Raw genomic sequence first — 16,867 nt, forward strand, 5'->3', positions numbered from 1 at the left:
GAGAAGTGAAATGTGCAAAAATTAGCCCAGGAATTCGACTCTGCGCTAATTTTTGGATATATTAATTGGTACAGTGCCGCGCGCAAACACTACTTTCACAAAATCCGTAAGGTTTTTGCATTTATTATAACATTTTCTTACGGAGTTAAAGCGCTATTTTAACACTTGTGGCACCATTTCATGCCGCTTCTGAAACTTTTGGTGCACGCACTAGGAATAATAGAGGCGCATGTGTATACAAAATACACAAATAGCATTTTTTGACTGACGATGCCAATTTTGAAAAGTATGACGAGTATATAGTCTGTTCGACACTTGTAAATACTATTTAACAAAATCCATAAAGTTTTTGGCAATGTTGCCACTCCTTCTACTGGACTTTCGGTACAGCATAATTTTGCAGGCCAACATAAATCCTCCGCTTCTTAGGAAGTGATGATGCATGCACAACGCGAGTATATACTCTCTCTACATATAATCTGATGTATTGAATACTTGTTGTATAAAGCAAATAACTTCCCTACATCTTGTGATCATAAGCACTGATAACTATGAGAACGATATTGTAAGCAATACATAGAAAATATAGAAAATAGTATCAGTACTTTTATTATTTTTTGCTGATAAATTTCATTAATACTTACTATAAGGATCTTCTAACCTGATTGAGAAATATTTGCAGCATACTAAAAAAGGTGGTGATCCCGACGCGATTCGAACGCGTGACCTACTGATTAAAAGTCAGTTGCTCTACCGGCTGAGCTACGGGATCACAAATAAAAAGCTTGGCTATCGAAAGCCATGAGTAAACAACAAAATAAGGAACCCCTTAGCTTAAACTATAGAATTCCAGGTAAGCTAGCAGAAAAACAAAGGCTGCAGCATACACCACGAAAGTTGGCTCCTCCATCAAAAATTGATCTGCTGCGCAAATAATTTTTGCAGAAAATTAAATATACAAAAATTAGCTCTAGGCACAACCCTGCGCTAATTTTCAGATATATAATTTATCATGTACCTAACAAATACTAATACTACTTAACAAAATCCATAAGGTTTTGGCAATTTTGCCATTTTCTCTACTGGATTCCTATGTGGTACATTTGCTTACAACCAACACAAATTCTGCATTTCAAGAATTATGACGCAACGAAAAGTTAAGCACCATTCTTCATAAAAAACAAACGCCAGCATAAAACTGCAAAGCTTACAACAGCCCCTGTTTGCTGGACGCGCAAAAAATACTGTATATCACAGACATACAAAAAGCGCAAAACATTTTTACTCAATTACCTCATCCACATACTCAAGCACAAGGTACCGCCCTTCTAAATTCACCTCTGGCACAAAAACTCTGGTGAATGGGTGATATAATGTTCTCTCAGAAGTGATATCACATATCTCAAGAAGATCGCCAGCACCAAAGTTAAACACATTCTTCACTATACCAATAGACTCACCACTAGTGAGCTTAGCAGTCATACCACAAAGATCTGCATGATAGAATTGATCCTGCTCAGGCACAGGAAGCTCCGAACGTTTAATAAAGAGCTGCTTATTGCAAAGCTTTTCAGCCTGAGCTCTAGAGTTAACACCCTCTATTGCTGCAATAATCTTGTTGTTTCTGGAAGAAATTATTTGCAGCTTGTACTCCATCATATCTCTATCGAACACCCGACTAAAGCTCATAAAATCCTCAGGATTCTCAGCAAACGAGCATATCCTAACGTAACCCTTTACACCATAGACGGCAGTAATAATGCCGATACAAATATCAAAATTGTTCATTTCAACTCAATTAAAGCACATAAGCAAAAAGAACTTCCCAAGCAATAAAACAAGGAAGTAACCAAAACATATCAGTCATAATACAACACACCACATGCGCCCTAAAAACCAGCTCTCCACATCTTTCTCATGACTAGTTAAGAAATTGCCTAAAAAGAAGAGCTTTCAACACAATACACAAACAGCATAGACCTTATATAATACGCCAGACCAACAACGAAACACTGATTTGTAAAAATTGAAATACCACTTTCAGCAAACAATGGTTAGCACAAAACCAGAAAACAACTATATCACAGCTAATTTTTTACAAAACTTCTGAACAACCTCAGTCGGCTTAGCACCAACAGAAAGCCAATGTTTCACTCTATCACTTTTGAGAACAACGCGTTCACTATGATCACTAGGAAGCAATGGGTTATAATAACCTACTTTCTCTAAGAAATTGCTATCTCTCGGAGAACGAACATCCGTAACAACCACATGATAGAACGGCCTCTTCTTTGCGCCAGCTCTAGCTAATCTTATCTTTACAGCCATATAGCAACTAATCTAAATTCACTACAAATTCCAAAATGGACCAAGTCGATTATTAAATGAGTTTTTATGATTTGTAAAGCCCTTTGGCACTGCAATCATAAATTAACTTTCATAATCAAAACAATCTTTATACAACTTAAACTAAATGATACAAAAAAGCAAACTATAAGCAAAAGAAAAGATGGCATTGCTAACCAAGAATAGATTTTGCTTTTAAATTCGCGTATATGTATACTGCCTTGATAGTAAGTTATATTGGAAGCATTATATATGTTAAGTTGTAAGCATTGTGGCAGCATAGGAAGCACAAAGAATGGCTATATTAAAGGTCGTCAGAGGTATAAGTGCCTAGAGTGTAAAAAGAGCTATAAGTCTGGAGATATGAGAGTAAAGTACAGCCTTAATAAAAAGATGAAGGTTGTTAGTATGTATCTGGAGGGAGTTGGAATTAGATCAATCGAGAGATTAGAAAAGGTCTCGAGTTCACTTATAATAAAGTGGATTAGAAAATTCTCAAAGCTTCTAAAACAAAGGCTGAATGATGTTACGATACCTGAGGATGCCAAGCAAATCTCAATTATTGAGCTGGATGAGCTTTTTAGTTATTGCCAAAAAAACTAACAAAGTCTACATTTGGCTTGCTGTTGATAGGGACAGAAATAAAGTTGTTGATTTTGAAGTGAGCATTGTCAGGGATTTTGCATCCTATCTTCCGATTGCCATGCGATTACAAAGTAGCTACGAGATAGAGATATCATGCAGTGACCATTACGACGTTTATGAAAAATTTAGGATTGCTAAAAAACACTATTCTACTAAGGCAGAAACGTCTTTAGTGGAATCATTCAACTCATTAATACGGCACTATTTAGCCAGGTTTCATCGTAAAACCAAACGTTACAGTAAGGCCATAGATATGATCTATAACTCTATCCTAATGCTTTTTAATAAAGACTTGCTGATATCTATCTTTAGTTAGCAATGCCGAAAAGATAACGCTCAACAACAAAGCTAAATCACACAACGCTAAGACTGCACATCAAACTTAAATAAAAGACCAAAACAAAACAACATTAACACAAACATCACTTTAAATATGTATATCATCATAATATGATGATATATCACATACCCCGCCATATAATTCAATATTTATCATATTAATCGTAAAAATATGCAAAAACACTGTCATTACAATTTATAAAAACCAATATTTAAGCGCAAAATAAATCATTAAAAATCATGCAATGTTTTTTTAACATTCGCCGATCATTTGCTCATATAAACTAGGCACAGGAAAAGTTGAAATCAGTATAATGGTTGACTATGAAATATTACGGGTGTAATTAAATTGCTTTAGTTCAATATAAAAATATGATTGCATAAGTGAAACAATACTTTAAACGTAAATCTATCAAAGATTTATTATCTCAAGCTGAAAGTTCGAAAGATCTTGAGCGTTCTTTAAACGGTTGGCAGCTTATCCTTCTTGGAATAGGCGCAATCATCGGAGCAGGAATATTTGTATTAACCGGAGAAGCTGCTAGCCAGCACGCTGGACCTGCTATCATTCTTTCTTTTGCAATAAGCGGTGCTGCCTGTGTATGCGCCGGTCTCTGTTATGCTGAACTTGCCTCCACAATACCAGTTTCAGGGAGTGCTTACACCTATATATACGCAACGCTTGGAGAGCTTCCTGCATGCATTATGTCAGGACTTATGCTGCTTGGCAGCTTTCTAATAATAGCATCAGTTGCTGGTGGATGGTCTGGTTATACACTAAGTTTCCTTGCTGATTTTGGCATTATAATACCTGCAAGACTCACAGCAGTTACAGGGCAAATGGTCACTCTAGCAGATGGAACTGAGGCTCCTGCTCTATTTGATCTACCAGCACTTTTTATAGTCTTATCACTAAGTACATTATTGTGTTTTGGTGCACAAACTTCAGCTTGGGTAAACTCTGTGATAGTCTTTATCAAAATGTCTGTTTTAATTGCTTTCGTTATACTCGGTGCATTTAGTGTTGATCCAAGCAATTGGGTACCATTCATCCCTGAAAATACAGGCGAGTTTGGAAAATTCGGATTTTCAGGCGTGATAGCTGGTGCTTCGATTGTATTTCTTGCATACAATGGATTCGATTCTGTTGCAACTGCTGCACAGGAGACAAAAAATCCACAGCGTGATCTCCCAATTGGGATACTAGGCTCTCTGTTAGTGTGCACAATTGCATATGTTCTAGTGTCTGCTGTTTTAACCGGCATTGTTCCATATAACGAATTTAAAGGTGCTCAACCAATAGCACTCGCAGTCGATAGAATGAATATGCCTTGGTTCTCTTTTGCTGTAAAAGTTGGCGCAATCTCAGGTCTTACTTCGGTGATACTAGTAATGCTTTATGGCCTTGCTAGAATCCTTTTTACTATCGCAAAAGACGGTTTATTGCCAGATGTACTAACCATATGCCATAAAAAGTATAAAACGCCTTACATAAGTACAATGATTGCAGGCTCTATAATCTCTGTAATTGGAGCAACAGTACCACTCGATACATTAGTAAAACTCTCAAACTTTGGAGTGCTTTGCTCATTTGCTATTACATGTTTTGCTGCTTTATATCTTCGTTATACGCAGCCAAATATTGAAAGAGCCTTTAAGTGCCCTATGATGCCTTGGATTCCACTCCTTGGAATCATTCTTCTTATTCAGATTATTGCTGGATTACCTATAGAAACTTATATAGGAGCTGCTTGCTGGATGGTGTTTGTACTACTTTTATACTTTTTATATGGCAGATCTAATAGCAAATTGCAAAACTGTGCGTAGAGAATCTAAAAATGCGCCAATAAATGGCGCATTTTGCAATGCTTTTGTAGAGCTTTCAATTATATATTGAATAGAAGAAGATGATATAGCTAGTTGTTTTATCCATTGAAGTAATGGTTAGGATTTTTTAATATAAATTGCCAAGGAGTATTGCCTTTAATGGCTTTAAGTCGTTTTGCAAAGTTATAAGCCATCAGATAAGCATTTATTACCTTCTTGCCCATCGCCTCTACTACCCAGCGATAAATTATGGACGGCGAATGCCCTAATATCTTGCCTAACATAGAAAAAGAGCCATTACCAAGACTATATAGCATAACGCATAATGCTTTCTTAACAGCTGTTTGAGGCTTCTTGCCCAGATCGCCCTCAACAAAATTTAGAACATGATCTGCACTTATAACGCTGTACACCCCCTCACAATGCCATTCTTTACAAAGATATCAGAGCAACATCCCTTACAACAAACCATAAAACCACTCTTTAGTTTTTAAAAAAGTGATCATATCATACTTCTATCTAATTGTGAAAACTCTCAAAATTCACGCGTGTGCACTTACTTGAGCGCAGAGCCTAACAAAATCCATAATATTTTGGACAAATTACCTCTGCGAAATATGCTCTTTGAGGCCTTAGATGCGAATTTTCATTAATAAAATTCGCAAAGTACACTTGTTCATGTTGAAGCCTTTAGCTTCAACATGAGATCTTTCTACATGCTAATATTCCGCCTCAATTAAAAAAATTTTTTTACTCTTTACGGATAGGCTAATAAAGATTTTTAGCGCATAAAACTTTTCACGTGAAACTACAGTTTGTACCTTTCTCGCTTAGATTTGTTATTGCAAAACTACACCAGCTACTATTTTATAGCCCCTCAAAAACGCATCTGTATATATCATTTTCCGTCCTTGTCGCTGTAGTAATTTTGGTATCAGAATTCCACCATTGCATGCTATCTTTAAATTACTATCTAACACTTTCCCAAATTGCTCTCCATGCTCAATTTTAGTATAATCTGCTGCTATAATTTTTATTATCTCTCCATTGTATATAAAATGTGCCCCTGGTTTCGGACTTAATGCTCTAATTTTATTGCAAATCATTTTCACATCTTGATTCCAATCAATTTTTTCCTCTTTATAGTCGATTTTTTCAGCATATGTAACACCAACTTCTGATTGTTTTTGCAAAACTGCTCTATTATTCTCAAACAATCCTATAGCTTCAATTAACATATCAGCACCAAGCTGAGCCATTTTATCATGCAATTCTTTACCAGTAATATCATCACTCAAATGTATCTCGTGTCTTAATATTATGTCTCCAGTATCAAGCCCTGAGTCCATCTGCATTATACACATTGCTGTTTTAGTATCTCCAGCAAGCAAAGTACGCTGAATTGGAGACGCTCCCCGCCATCTTGGAAGATCTGATGGATGTATATTGACAAAACCAAATTTTGGAATTCTTAATATATCTTCTGGTAGTATCAAGCCATATGCTGCAACTACACCTATATCAGGAGACAAAGACCTTAACCTTTCAATCTCTAAATCATTACGCAAAGTTTTTGGAGTTAATACTGGAATGTTATAAGACTCTGCCACTCTGTGAATCAAAGACTTTGATTCATTCATGCTCCTACCAGATTGAGATGGTGGTTTTGTATATACAGCAGTAATGTTATGCTTAGACTCTATCAAGCTTAGTAATGCAGGCTCAGCAAACAGCGGAGTCCCCATAAACACTATATTCATATGATTTTTTCCATAAAAGGAGTGATTTAAAACATCAGGCGAATAGTAAAATGTCACGATAGAAAATTCAACAATTTGTATATCATATTATTATTAAATACTTGATTTTAATGCTAAAAGTTTATATGTTGCTGTTACGTGATATTATTTAGTTTCTGGTTAAACAGTTAAACAATGCAAACTGCGTTTAGAATAGATAAGTACCATTTTGTTTTAATAGTGATAGCCGCTCTTTCTTTGCTGTATAACATATTGCCAAGGAGTGCTCGCGAAGATCTCTCTCTACTTTCACTTGTCTTAAGTGAGATGAGTTATGGTGCTGGTGAACAAGAAATGGAAGAACTTGAAATTGATGCGAAAGACGCAGCAAAGAGTAGTAAGTTTGTAGTTGATGGGTTTAAAACCACTGTAACACTCTCTCCTGGTGATACGATGTCTCAGATTCTGAAGGATGTAGGAGTTACACAGAACAGTGCTTTTCTTATCACAAGTGCTATAAATAAAGTGTTTAAGTTGTCTTCTATCAAAGCTGGAGAAAAGGTAGAATTAGTTGCTTATAATGAGAAAGATGAAGCTGTTACTACTAATGGCTCACCAAATTCTATTTTTATCTCATTCCAAGACAACAAGATTAGAGTGAAATATAATACAGCACTTCAGTCTTATATAGCAGAGGTTCTTTCTATTCCAACAACTCTACAAAAACGTTTGGTATCTGGCGTTGTGAATAGCACATTTCTTGGAGCTGCTAGAAAAGGTGGTCTTTCTGGAACATTAGCAGCTGAATTCACCAGGATGTTTAGTTATGATGTGGATTTTCAGCGCGACCTTGAGAACGGAACAAAGTTTAAAATACTATATGATGTACACGTAAACGATAAAGGCAATAGAGTCAAAGATGGAGCAATACAGTATGCGGCTCTTAATATTAAAGGAAGATTGATCGAAATTTATAGATACGATTTAGTAGACGGAAAAGCTGAATACTTTTACAAAGATGGATCCAGCATAAGAAAAGCTCTCTTAAAGACGCCTGTGAAGAGTGCTGTTATTAGTTCTGGCTACGGCATGAGGAAACATCCTATACTTGGCTATTCCAAAGTACATAGAGGCCTTGACTACGCTGCACCGACTGGAACTCCTGTTTTTGCCGCAGGTGATGGTATTATTGAATCTGTCAAGAGCCATAATACATATGGTAAATATATAAAGATTAAGCATAGCAGCAAGTATGCCACTTTATATGCTCATTTGCATAAGTTTTCAAATAATGCAAAGGTTGGTAGCAAAGTCAAACAAGGAGATATTATAGGATACGTTGGCGCAACTGGTCTTGCAACTGGTCCGCATTTGCATTATGAAGTACATGTTGATGGTAAGCAAGTGAACCCTTCTAAGTTGAGTGTTGTGCGCGATTCTGTGTCACTTGATAAGAAGCAGATGTTAACATTTCTAGCAAGGCAACGTACTATCCTTCAAATTATGAATGATCCTTCTTATCTAACAGTTTCTAAATCTACTTCTTCAGACTCACTGTCGTAAATCTTAGCATAAACTTTCTAAATGTGCTTTAATTCATATTTTTGATCTACACTTAATTTGCTGTAATTGTCACCATATTCTGACTTTAACTTGACGGTATGATTAGGCACTGCGCTCAAGTAAATGCACGCGAGAATATTTTAACGGCATGACTTTTTTAATTTCTGAATTAAATATTATGAGAGTTTTCACATAAAGATAGATAAGAGCTGTTCTTGATATTGTTTGAATATTTGTGTAATAGTAAGAGCGCACCAAAGCTTGATGGATCCGTATACCATTGACTCTTTTTTAGAAACGATTTTAGTGCGCCGTGTCATTCGGCATAAATGATGTCGCGTGTTGCTATTATCTCTCTCGATACATACTGTGCCAGACTTTCCAATTGTATGACGCTCTTTGGGTAAAATTTTAGAAAAAGCATCCCAATCATCCGTATAAAAATGACATTCTTTCAGATGACTCACTTTGTTGTAGAGCTTTTGGAATGTTGCAGTATCACGATTGCCTGTAACCCAGGCAACGGTTCTCCTTGTACTACGATCAACTGCCTTAATGATCCAAGGCTTGTTTTTTTTGAACCAATAAAATGCCACATCTCGTCGAATTCCATCTCCATAATATCCGAAAAGACAACTGGCTCCTGAGTCTTGCCCATCGCCTCTACTACCCAGCGATAAATTATGGACGGCGAATGCCCTAATATCTTGCATAACATAGAAAAAGAGCCCTTACCAAGACTATATAGCATAACGCATAATGCTTTCTTAACAGCTGTTTGAGGCTTCTTGCCCAGATCGCCCTCAACAAAATTTAGAACATGATCTGCACTTATAACGCTGTACACCCCTCACAATGCCATTCTTTACAAAGATATCAGAGCAACATCCCTTACAACAAACCATAAAACCACTCTTTAGTTTTTAAAAAAGTGATCATATCATACTTCTATCTAATTGTGAAAACTCTCAATATTATATATATTTGCGAAGAAATGAATGGGCATTGCTAACTAAAGATAGATATCAGCAAGTCTTTATTAAAAAGCATTAGGATAGAGTTATAGATCATATCTATGGCCTTACTGTAACGTTTGGTTTTACGATGAAACCTGGCTAAATAGTGCCGTATTAATGAGTTGAATGATTCCACTAAAGACGTTTCTGCCTTAGTAGAATAGTGTTTTTTAGCAATCCTAAATTTTTCATAAACGTCGTAATGGTCACTGCATGATATCTCTATCTCGTAGCTACTTTGTAATCGCATGGCAATCGGAAGATAGGATGCAAAATCCCTGACAATGCTCACTTCAAAATCAACAACTTTATTTCTGTCCCTATCAACAGCAAGCCAAATGTAGACTTTGTTAGTTTTTTTTGGCAATAACTAAAAAGCTCATCCAGCTCAATAATTGAGATTTACTTGGCATCCTCAGGTATCGTAACATCATTCAGCCTTTGTTTTAGAAGCTTTGAGAATTTTCTAATCCACTTTATTATAAGTGGACTCGAGACCTTTTCTAATCTCTCGATTGATCTAATTCCAACTCCCTCCAGATACATACTAACAACCTTCATCTTTTTATTAAGGCTGTACTTTACTCTCATATCTCCAGACTTATAGCTCTTTTTACACTCTAGGCACTTATACCTCTGACGACCTTTAATATAGCCATTCTTTGTGCTTCCTATGCTGCCACAATGCTTACAACTTAACATATATAATGCTTCCAATATAACTTACTATCAAGGCAGTATACATATACGCGAATTTAAAAGCAAAATCTATTCTTGGTTAGCAATGCCCTAGGGTACAGGACAAATTAGTACAGGGCTGCTGACAATAACTTTTGTACATTTAATTTTCCGCAAAAATTTATTTGCGCGGCAAATCGATTTTTTGATGGACATATAAATTAAGGATATTACAACAATTAGCAATGAAATTTATGAATAGACAATACAGACTAAATCTTTTGTTTATCTTATGCTCGCTATTACTTCTGCCTGCTTGTACTAATATAAGCCAGAAAAACCCTGTTTTCCCACCTTCCAAAGAAGAAGTGGAGAATAAAAGAGTTGGAAGCTTGCTTGGAGGTGAAACTGGTGGTTTTACAATATATAGTTCAACAGATAACTCTAATTTTACTGCAAAACCAAAGAAACAAACCTCAAACTGCAGTAAAAACCTAGTATGGAATACTATGCTTGATTCTCTATCAGATATTCAAATAGCTTTTACTGACAAAGAGTCTGGCACTGCAGTTACACATTGGCAGTATTCAAATAACAAACAAGAGAGAAAAAAATATCGTATCCTTTTATTGCAAGATTCAAATGATAGTTATTCAGTAAATGTTACAGCTTTAAAACAATCATTCTTCAAATCTGCTTGGAGCAATGACGAAACAGACTCGGAAGCTGCATCTAAACTGCAAAATCTTATCATAAACAGAATTAATTTTGTTTGCACCAATAACTAACTCAAGTTACCTATTCATAATCCAAGTGTATAGCAGATTTTTTGGCTATACAAAGAGGAGCATACATTGTAACTAGTACAAAGTCTCAAAACAAGCATGAAATGGTGCTTGGAGCGCAAAAATAGCGCTTTAAATCCGTAAGGAAATGTTATAATAAACGCAAAAACCTTACGGATTGTGTGAATGTAGTATTTGCTAGGTATAGGAGAATTAATATACCCGAAAATTAGCGTATGGCAGTTCGGCTTTGTTGCACATTTTACTTCTCCACAGAAATTTATTTGCTACGTAAATAGATTTCTGGCGCGCGTACTACAAACATTTTTCCGATTCTGCTATCAATTACTACCGGCTAAAGCGCGGTAGTTTGTGTAACGCTTGCAAAGCAGGTTAAAAGCGTAAACGCTAAAACTCTGATATTCTAAAATCATCTTTTTTGTGATGTTCCTCATGCTGTTCTATATATTTTTGCACTTCTTCTGAATTCACATTGCCAACTGTCACAACAAAATACCCTCTGGCCCAAAGATGTTGTCCACAATACCGCTTACGGAGCAGTGCAAATTCCTGTAGCAACTTACGACTACTTATACCTTTAATATATTGCACAGCTTTAGATATTGATATACTAGGCGGAACCAATGCTAATATATGTACGTGATCAGGACTCATACTGCCACTAATTATATTTATGTAATTAGCAGCACATATTTCTCGGATTACTTCCCTAGTTCTAATCGCAACTTGCCCAGTTAAAACTCTATACCTATACTTAGTACAAAATACTATATGATACTTTAGGTCATATAGGCTGTGGGATCATCTCCTATATTCCATTCGTCCTCCCTTAGCACATTTCCTAGATAACTAATACTAAAGTGTTCGCCTAAAGGCGAGGGTCTTAACCATATCACATATAACTACATAAAATAATTGGCAACCAGTGCCCTATAAGCTTTTAAAAACCTAAGATTATAACATAGCTTGATGAGATATTAAGTATCTCTAGCGATAAAATAATACTATATTTAATCCATTATTTTCTTTTGCGACAAACATCTCAATAACTCTCAAATTATCTCTACATAATACAGCAAGATTTATGTTTTGGACCACATTCAACAACATAAAATTATATAATACTTTTGATATGTTCTTATTAAAATAAATTAGGAGAGTTTTCACAATTAGATAGAAGTATGATATGATCACTTTTTTAAAAACTCACCTTACGCAAAATTGACAAAATCAGTATAAAGGTAGTAAAAGTAAGCGAAATAAAAAAATAAAGTATGTCTAAGAAAATATTGGATATATATTCAGACTATTTAATTTGTCAAAATAAGTATGCAACAGCTACTGGTTTATCAGATTTATTGTCTGGAGATATAAGCCACGACAAGATTACAAAATATCTTAATTCTGAAGATTTAGGATCAAAAGAATTATGGTTATACATCAAGCCAGAAATTAGGAAGCATGAGCTTAACAAGGGATGTGTTTTGATATTAGATGATTCAATAGAAGAGAAACCTTATACGGATGAAAATGAGATAGTAGCATGGCATCACTCTTATGCTAAAGGAAGGCATGTAAAGGGGATAAACATTTTGTCGTGCTTAGTTTCGTATGGTGACGTAGTGCTTCAGTTTGGGTACGCACTCATTCGTAAAGATGTTAGTTTTTCTGATATTGAGACAGGAAAAGTACAGCGTAAATCTAGCATTAGCAAAAACCAACATTTTCGCAATCTCATAAAACGATCAACAGAGAACAAAGTGTTGTTTGAGCATATTTTAGCCGACAATTGGTTTGGTTCTAAAGAGAATATGGAATTCATAGAATCGCTTGGTAAAAAGTTTATTATAGGTATTAAATCAAATAGAATTATTGCATTATCATGTAAAGATAAAAAATTGGGGAAGTTTCAACAAATCTCATCATTAGATATGCAGGATGGAGAATCAAAGAAGGTATGGTTGAAAGGAGTATCTTTTGAAGTTTTACTAATCAAAAAAGTTTTCATAAACGAGGACGGATCAACTGGTATTCTATACCTTGCTTCTAATGATACAGAACATGATGCTGCCTATTTGTACGAAATCTATCAAAAACGATGGAGAATTGAGGAATATCACAAATCTATCAAAGAAAATACAAGCTTGGCAAAATCTCCAACGAAAAAGATGCGATCTCAAGCAAACCATATATTTGCTTCAATCGTAGCATTTTGCAAGTTAGAAATTATAAAGGTTGCCACTGCAACCAATCATTTTGCTATTAAATATAAATTGTTAGTAGCAGCGAATATAGCATCTATGAATGAATTGATAAATTTACGCAAAAATAATGCTCTTGCGTAAGGTGAGTTAAAAACTAAAGAGTGGTTTTATGGTTTGTTGTAAGGGATGTTGCTCTGATATCTTTGTAAAGAATGGCATTGTGAGGGGTGTACAGCGTTATAAGTGCAGATCATGTTCTAAATTTTGTTGAGGGCGATCTGGGCAAGAAGCCTCAAACAGCTGTTAAGAAAGCATTATGCGTTATGCTATAGTCTTGGTAATGGCTCTTTTTCTATGTTAGGCAAGATATTAGGGCATTCGCCGTCCATAATTTATCGCTGGGTAGTAGAGGCGATGGGCAAGACTCAGGAGCCAGTTGTCTCTTCGGATATTATGGAGATGGAATTCGACGAGATGTGGCATTTTATTGGTTCAAAAAAAACAAGCTTTGGATCATTAAGGCAGTTGATCGTAGTACAAGGAGAACAGTTGCCTGGGTTACAGGCAATCGTGATACTGCAACATTCCAAAAGCTCTACAACAAAGTGAGTCATCTGAAAGAATGTCATTTTTATACGGATGATTGGGATGCTTTTTCTAAAATTTTACCCAAAGAGCGTCATACAATTGGAAAGTCTGGCACAGTATGTATCGAGAGAGATAATAGCAACACGCGACATCATTTATGCCGAATGACACGGCGCACTAAAATCGTTTCTAAAAAAGAGTCAATGGTATACGGATCCATCAAGCTTTGGTGCGCTCTTACTATTACACAAATATTCAAACAATATCAAGAACAGCTCTTATCTATCTTTATGTGAAAACTCTCGAAAATTATTCAAATCCTTAGTTATGAAAAGACTTTTATATAGACTGATTTTTATCTGTGCCTGCTACAATATCATTCTTTGATACAATAGACCTCTTGCATAACCTCATTCTGAGGTAGAAATTCTTATAGAGTAGATTTTTGCAAAACGTCACCAAACAATGATCCACGTGAGTGTTTTTATGTTTTAGTGACAATCAAATCACAGTTTGGAACAGGTTATGCAAGAGGTCTAATCAGTTTTGAAATAAATTAAGTTTTCTTTACAAGAAAATAGTTTATATACTAAATTTTGCTGTGGAATAAATATTGGGAGTTGTATATGGAATTTGATCCTATCTTACTTGCCCGCATCCAATTTGCGTTTACTATAAGTTTTCACATCATCTTTCCCGCAATCAGCATAGGACTCGCTAGTTTTCTTGCGGTTGTGGAGTGGCGCTGGCTTGCCACCAAAGATCAAAGATTTCTGGATATTTATAGGTTATTTGTCAAAATTTTCGCTGTGACATTTGGCATGGGTGTTGTATCTGGTGTTGTAATGTCTTATGAATTTGGGACTAACTGGTCAGTGTTTTCTGATCGTGTAGCAAATGTTTTAGGTCCTTTATTGAGTTTTGAAGTATTGACTGCCTTCTTTTTAGAAGCATCATTTCTTGGCATTATGCTTTTTGGGTGGGGACGCGTCAGTCATAGGATGCACTTTTTCGCCACATGTATTGTGGCAACTGGCACTTTAATTTCTGCTTTTTGGATTTTATCTGCTAATAGTTGGATGCAAACCCCACAAGGTTTTACAATAACAACAGATGGTAGGTTAATTCCTACTAATTGGATTGAGATTATTTTTAACCCATCCTTTCCTTATCGCTTCATACATATGACAATAGCAGCATATTTAGCAACTTCTTTCTTTGTCGGCGGTGTTGCTGCATTTTATCTTTTAAAAAAACGCGATATGCCGCAAGCACGTATTATGCTGGCAATGGCTGTGATTATGGTTGTTATAGTATCTCCTATACAATTATTTGTTGGTCATATGCATGGTGAAAACACTATGCACTATCAACCAGCAAAAGTTGCGGCAATGGAAGGTAACTGGAATCACAAAAAAAATGCACCACTTTTTCTATTTGGGTGGCCAAATCAGGAAAAAGAGACTACAGAGTATGGCATTACTATTCCAGGTGGTGCCAGCTGGATTTTAACTGGTGATGTAAATGGCAAAATTCCAGCATTGAAAGATATACCAAAAGAAAATAGACCGCCAGTAGTATGGGTTTTTTGGAGCTTTCGTGTTATGGTCGGCATTGGCATGTTAATGATTGGAATAGGTATTGTAAGCACGCTGCAGTATTTTCGAGGCAAATTATTTCAAAGCAAATGGCTGCATATATGGTGGATATTAATGATACCTAGTGGTTTTATTGCGATTTTAGCTGGATGGTTTGTCACAGAAATTGGCAGGCAACCTTGGACTGCATATGGTATCATACGAACAGCACAATCAGTTTCTCCAGCTATTCTTGGAGAGCAGATTGCATGGTCATTGGCTGCATTTATTGTGATGTATACGCTGATATTTAGTGCAGGCATATATTATATCGTTAAATTAATAAGAAATGGTATTCCTGTTACTGAAAGCGGCGAACAATATTATAAACATGGAATTGAAGCTTCTGTGATTGAATCGATTGCCACGAAGGGAGGGCCGCATGTTTGATTTTTCTCATATAATAGATCTACAGCTCATTTGGGCAATCATAATAGCAATTGCTATATTTCTGTATGTGCTTTTAGACGGCTTTGATCTAGGCATTGGAATACTTTTTCCGTTTGCACCTTCTGATCAATGCCGCGATAAAATGATGAACTCTATTGCACCATTCTGGGATGGAAATGAAACGTGGTTAGTGCTTGGAGGTGGTGGGCTTTTTGCTGCTTTTCCGCTAGCTTACTCAATATTAATGCCTGCGTTTTATATGCCGATTATGTTGATGTTACTGGGGCTTATTATGCGTGGTGTAGCATTTGAGTTTCGTTTTAAAGCAGGGAAAAATTCTCGCAGACTATGGGATTATGTATTCCACTTTGGTTCACTTGGAGCTGCTTTCTGTCAAGGAACTATTCTTGGTGGGTTCATCCAAGGTGTGCAAGTCAATGGACGCAACTTTGCAGGTGGACCATTCGACTGGGCTACGGCTTTTTCTATCATGACTGGAATAGCAGTTATATTTGGTTACGCACTTTTAGGCTCTACTTGGCTGATCATGAAGACTGAAGATATCACTCAAAAATGGTCTAATAGAGTGGCATCTTATGTTCTTTGTTTTGTTGGAATTTTTATGATATTAGTAAGCGTTGTTGTGCCATTTATAAACGAGCGAATCAAGAATTTTTGGTTCAGTATACCAAACTTATATTATCTTTCAGTTATTCCGTTCTTTACAGCTGTCTTGTTTCTTTTACTCTTTTGCGATTTGCGTAAAGCTCAATATGAACGCCGCCCGTTTTTTTGCAGTATTGGTATATTTCTCATGTGGTACTTGGGATTAGGTCTTAGTATATTTCCATGGTTGATTCCATATCATTACACAATTTGGGACGCCGCAGCTTATGGACCAAGCTTATCTCTGATGTTATGCGGAGTTGTACCGTTACTACCACTTATTTTAGGCTATACAAGTTATTGCTATTATGTTTTTCGTGAAAAAAGCAGCCATGAGGCGATGTATTAAAAACTCTTGTGTTTGGCTAAATACTCATAAAAGAGTGAAAGAATGGATGTGGTTTGTCATTTTATGGCTGGGAG

General features: G+C 36.0%; 18 protein-coding genes, 1 tRNA gene and 1 pseudogene. 9 read left to right on the forward strand and 11 right to left on the reverse strand.

All coding sequences use genetic code 11. From position 1 onward, the window contains the following. Positions 1 to 696: 696 nt before the first annotated feature. From AACK98_RS04150 to rpsP, 3 genes are all read right to left on the reverse strand, one after another. Positions 697 to 772 (reverse strand) — tRNA-Lys (locus tag AACK98_RS04150). 509 nt (positions 773 to 1,281) lie between these two features. Continuing rightward, positions 1,282 to 1,788 (reverse strand): ribosome maturation factor RimM, encoded by a 507-nt coding sequence (gene rimM / locus AACK98_RS04155; protein ID WP_339040206.1) that lies wholly within the window; start codon positions 1,786 to 1,788, stop codon positions 1,282 to 1,284. A 288-nt stretch (positions 1,789 to 2,076) separates the two neighbouring features. Beyond that, the gene (rpsP, locus tag AACK98_RS04160) at positions 2,077 to 2,328 is read right to left on the reverse strand and encodes a 30S ribosomal protein S16 (RefSeq protein WP_410519900.1); all 252 of its coding nucleotides are present in this window, start codon (positions 2,326 to 2,328) and stop codon (positions 2,077 to 2,079) included. A gap of 270 nt (positions 2,329 to 2,598) precedes the next feature. Between rpsP and AACK98_RS04165 the strand changes: the two genes are divergently transcribed. The 3 genes from AACK98_RS04165 (at position 2,599) to AACK98_RS04175 (ending at position 5,157) form a co-directional block, all read left to right on the forward strand. Continuing rightward, complete coding sequence (locus tag AACK98_RS04165) at positions 2,599 to 2,949, forward strand: hypothetical protein (RefSeq protein WP_339040208.1); 351 nt, start codon at positions 2,599 to 2,601, stop codon at positions 2,947 to 2,949. After that, positions 2,918 to 3,307 carry an IS1 family transposase gene (locus AACK98_RS04170; RefSeq protein ID WP_339040210.1) on the forward strand — a complete coding sequence of 130 codons (390 nt, stop codon included), beginning with the start codon at positions 2,918 to 2,920 and terminating at the stop codon, positions 3,305 to 3,307. The genes AACK98_RS04165 and AACK98_RS04170 overlap by 32 nt, the downstream gene beginning before the upstream one ends. A gap of 407 nt (positions 3,308 to 3,714) precedes the next feature. After that, positions 3,715 to 5,157, forward strand: a complete 1,443-nt coding sequence (locus AACK98_RS04175; protein ID WP_339040212.1) for an amino acid permease — start codon at positions 3,715 to 3,717, stop codon at positions 5,155 to 5,157. 98 nt (positions 5,158 to 5,255) lie between these two features. Here AACK98_RS04175 and AACK98_RS04180 read toward each other — a convergent pair whose 3' ends face one another. Next, a complete protein-coding gene (locus AACK98_RS04180; RefSeq protein WP_339040214.1) occupies positions 5,256 to 5,570 on the reverse strand; it encodes a hypothetical protein in 315 nt (104 codons plus the stop codon). Between the two features lie 426 nt (positions 5,571 to 5,996). Next, positions 5,997 to 6,974, reverse strand: coding sequence for a methionyl-tRNA formyltransferase (gene fmt / locus AACK98_RS04185; RefSeq protein ID WP_339040216.1), 978 nt, complete (start codon positions 6,972 to 6,974; stop codon positions 5,997 to 5,999). A gap of 117 nt (positions 6,975 to 7,091) precedes the next feature. Between fmt and AACK98_RS04190 the strand changes: the two genes are divergently transcribed. Then, positions 7,092 to 8,459: a M23 family metallopeptidase gene (locus AACK98_RS04190; protein ID WP_339040218.1), complete on the forward strand. Its 1,368-nt coding sequence runs from the start codon at positions 7,092 to 7,094 to the stop codon at positions 8,457 to 8,459. A 188-nt stretch (positions 8,460 to 8,647) separates the two neighbouring features. On the opposite strand, the gene AACK98_RS04195 is transcribed toward AACK98_RS04190, so the two are convergent. The 4 genes from AACK98_RS04195 to AACK98_RS04210 form a co-directional block, all read right to left on the reverse strand. Continuing rightward, complete coding sequence (locus tag AACK98_RS04195) at positions 8,648 to 9,019, reverse strand: IS1 family transposase (protein ID WP_339042506.1); 372 nt, start codon at positions 9,017 to 9,019, stop codon at positions 8,648 to 8,650. Continuing rightward, positions 8,923 to 9,306 (reverse strand): hypothetical protein, encoded by a 384-nt coding sequence (locus AACK98_RS04200; RefSeq protein ID WP_339040220.1) that lies wholly within the window; start codon positions 9,304 to 9,306, stop codon positions 8,923 to 8,925. The genes AACK98_RS04195 and AACK98_RS04200 overlap by 97 nt, the downstream gene beginning before the upstream one ends. Before the next feature lie 161 nt (positions 9,307 to 9,467). Beyond that, the gene (locus tag AACK98_RS04205) at positions 9,468 to 9,842 is read right to left on the reverse strand and encodes an IS1 family transposase (RefSeq protein ID WP_339040222.1); all 375 of its coding nucleotides are present in this window, start codon (positions 9,840 to 9,842) and stop codon (positions 9,468 to 9,470) included. A gap of 35 nt (positions 9,843 to 9,877) precedes the next feature. After that, positions 9,878 to 10,177 carry a hypothetical protein gene (locus tag AACK98_RS04210; RefSeq protein ID WP_339040224.1) on the reverse strand — a complete coding sequence of 100 codons (300 nt, stop codon included), beginning with the start codon at positions 10,175 to 10,177 and terminating at the stop codon, positions 9,878 to 9,880. Between the two features lie 230 nt (positions 10,178 to 10,407). Between AACK98_RS04210 and AACK98_RS04215 the strand changes: the two genes are divergently transcribed. After that, positions 10,408 to 10,941: a DUF3576 domain-containing protein gene (locus AACK98_RS04215; RefSeq protein WP_339040226.1), complete on the forward strand. Its 534-nt coding sequence runs from the start codon at positions 10,408 to 10,410 to the stop codon at positions 10,939 to 10,941. A 405-nt stretch (positions 10,942 to 11,346) separates the two neighbouring features. Here AACK98_RS04215 and tnpA read toward each other — a convergent pair. Together tnpA and AACK98_RS04225 are read right to left on the reverse strand one after the other, a co-directional pair. Then, positions 11,347 to 11,748 (reverse strand): annotated as a pseudogene (tnpA, locus tag AACK98_RS04220) (IS200/IS605 family transposase); the annotation flags it as partial. A 198-nt stretch (positions 11,749 to 11,946) separates the two neighbouring features. After that, a complete protein-coding gene (locus AACK98_RS04225; RefSeq protein WP_339040228.1) occupies positions 11,947 to 12,126 on the reverse strand; it encodes a hypothetical protein in 180 nt (59 codons plus the stop codon). A gap of 107 nt (positions 12,127 to 12,233) precedes the next feature. Here AACK98_RS04225 and AACK98_RS04230 point away from each other — a divergent pair, with 107 nt between their 5' ends. The 4 genes from AACK98_RS04230 to cydB all read left to right on the forward strand — a co-directional run bounded on the left by AACK98_RS04230 (position 12,234) and on the right by cydB (position 16,793). Beyond that, positions 12,234 to 13,304, forward strand: coding sequence for a transposase (locus AACK98_RS04230; protein WP_339040230.1), 1,071 nt, complete (start codon positions 12,234 to 12,236; stop codon positions 13,302 to 13,304). A gap of 335 nt (positions 13,305 to 13,639) precedes the next feature. After that, complete coding sequence (locus AACK98_RS04235) at positions 13,640 to 14,047, forward strand: IS1 family transposase (protein ID WP_339040232.1); 408 nt, start codon at positions 13,640 to 13,642, stop codon at positions 14,045 to 14,047. Positions 14,048 to 14,377: 330 nt separating this feature from the next. After that, positions 14,378 to 15,778, forward strand: a complete 1,401-nt coding sequence (locus AACK98_RS04240; protein WP_339040234.1) for a cytochrome ubiquinol oxidase subunit I — start codon at positions 14,378 to 14,380, stop codon at positions 15,776 to 15,778. Continuing rightward, on the forward strand, positions 15,771 to 16,793 hold the full coding sequence (gene cydB, locus AACK98_RS04245) for a cytochrome d ubiquinol oxidase subunit II (protein ID WP_339040236.1): 1,023 nt from the start codon (positions 15,771 to 15,773) through the stop codon (positions 16,791 to 16,793). Before AACK98_RS04240 ends, cydB begins: the two co-directional genes overlap by 8 nt. The last annotated feature ends 74 nt before the right edge of the window (positions 16,794 to 16,867 follow it).

The organism is Candidatus Lariskella endosymbiont of Hedychridium roseum, assembly GCF_964020185.1.
Lineage (GTDB): Bacteria > Pseudomonadota > Alphaproteobacteria > Rickettsiales > Midichloriaceae > Lariskella.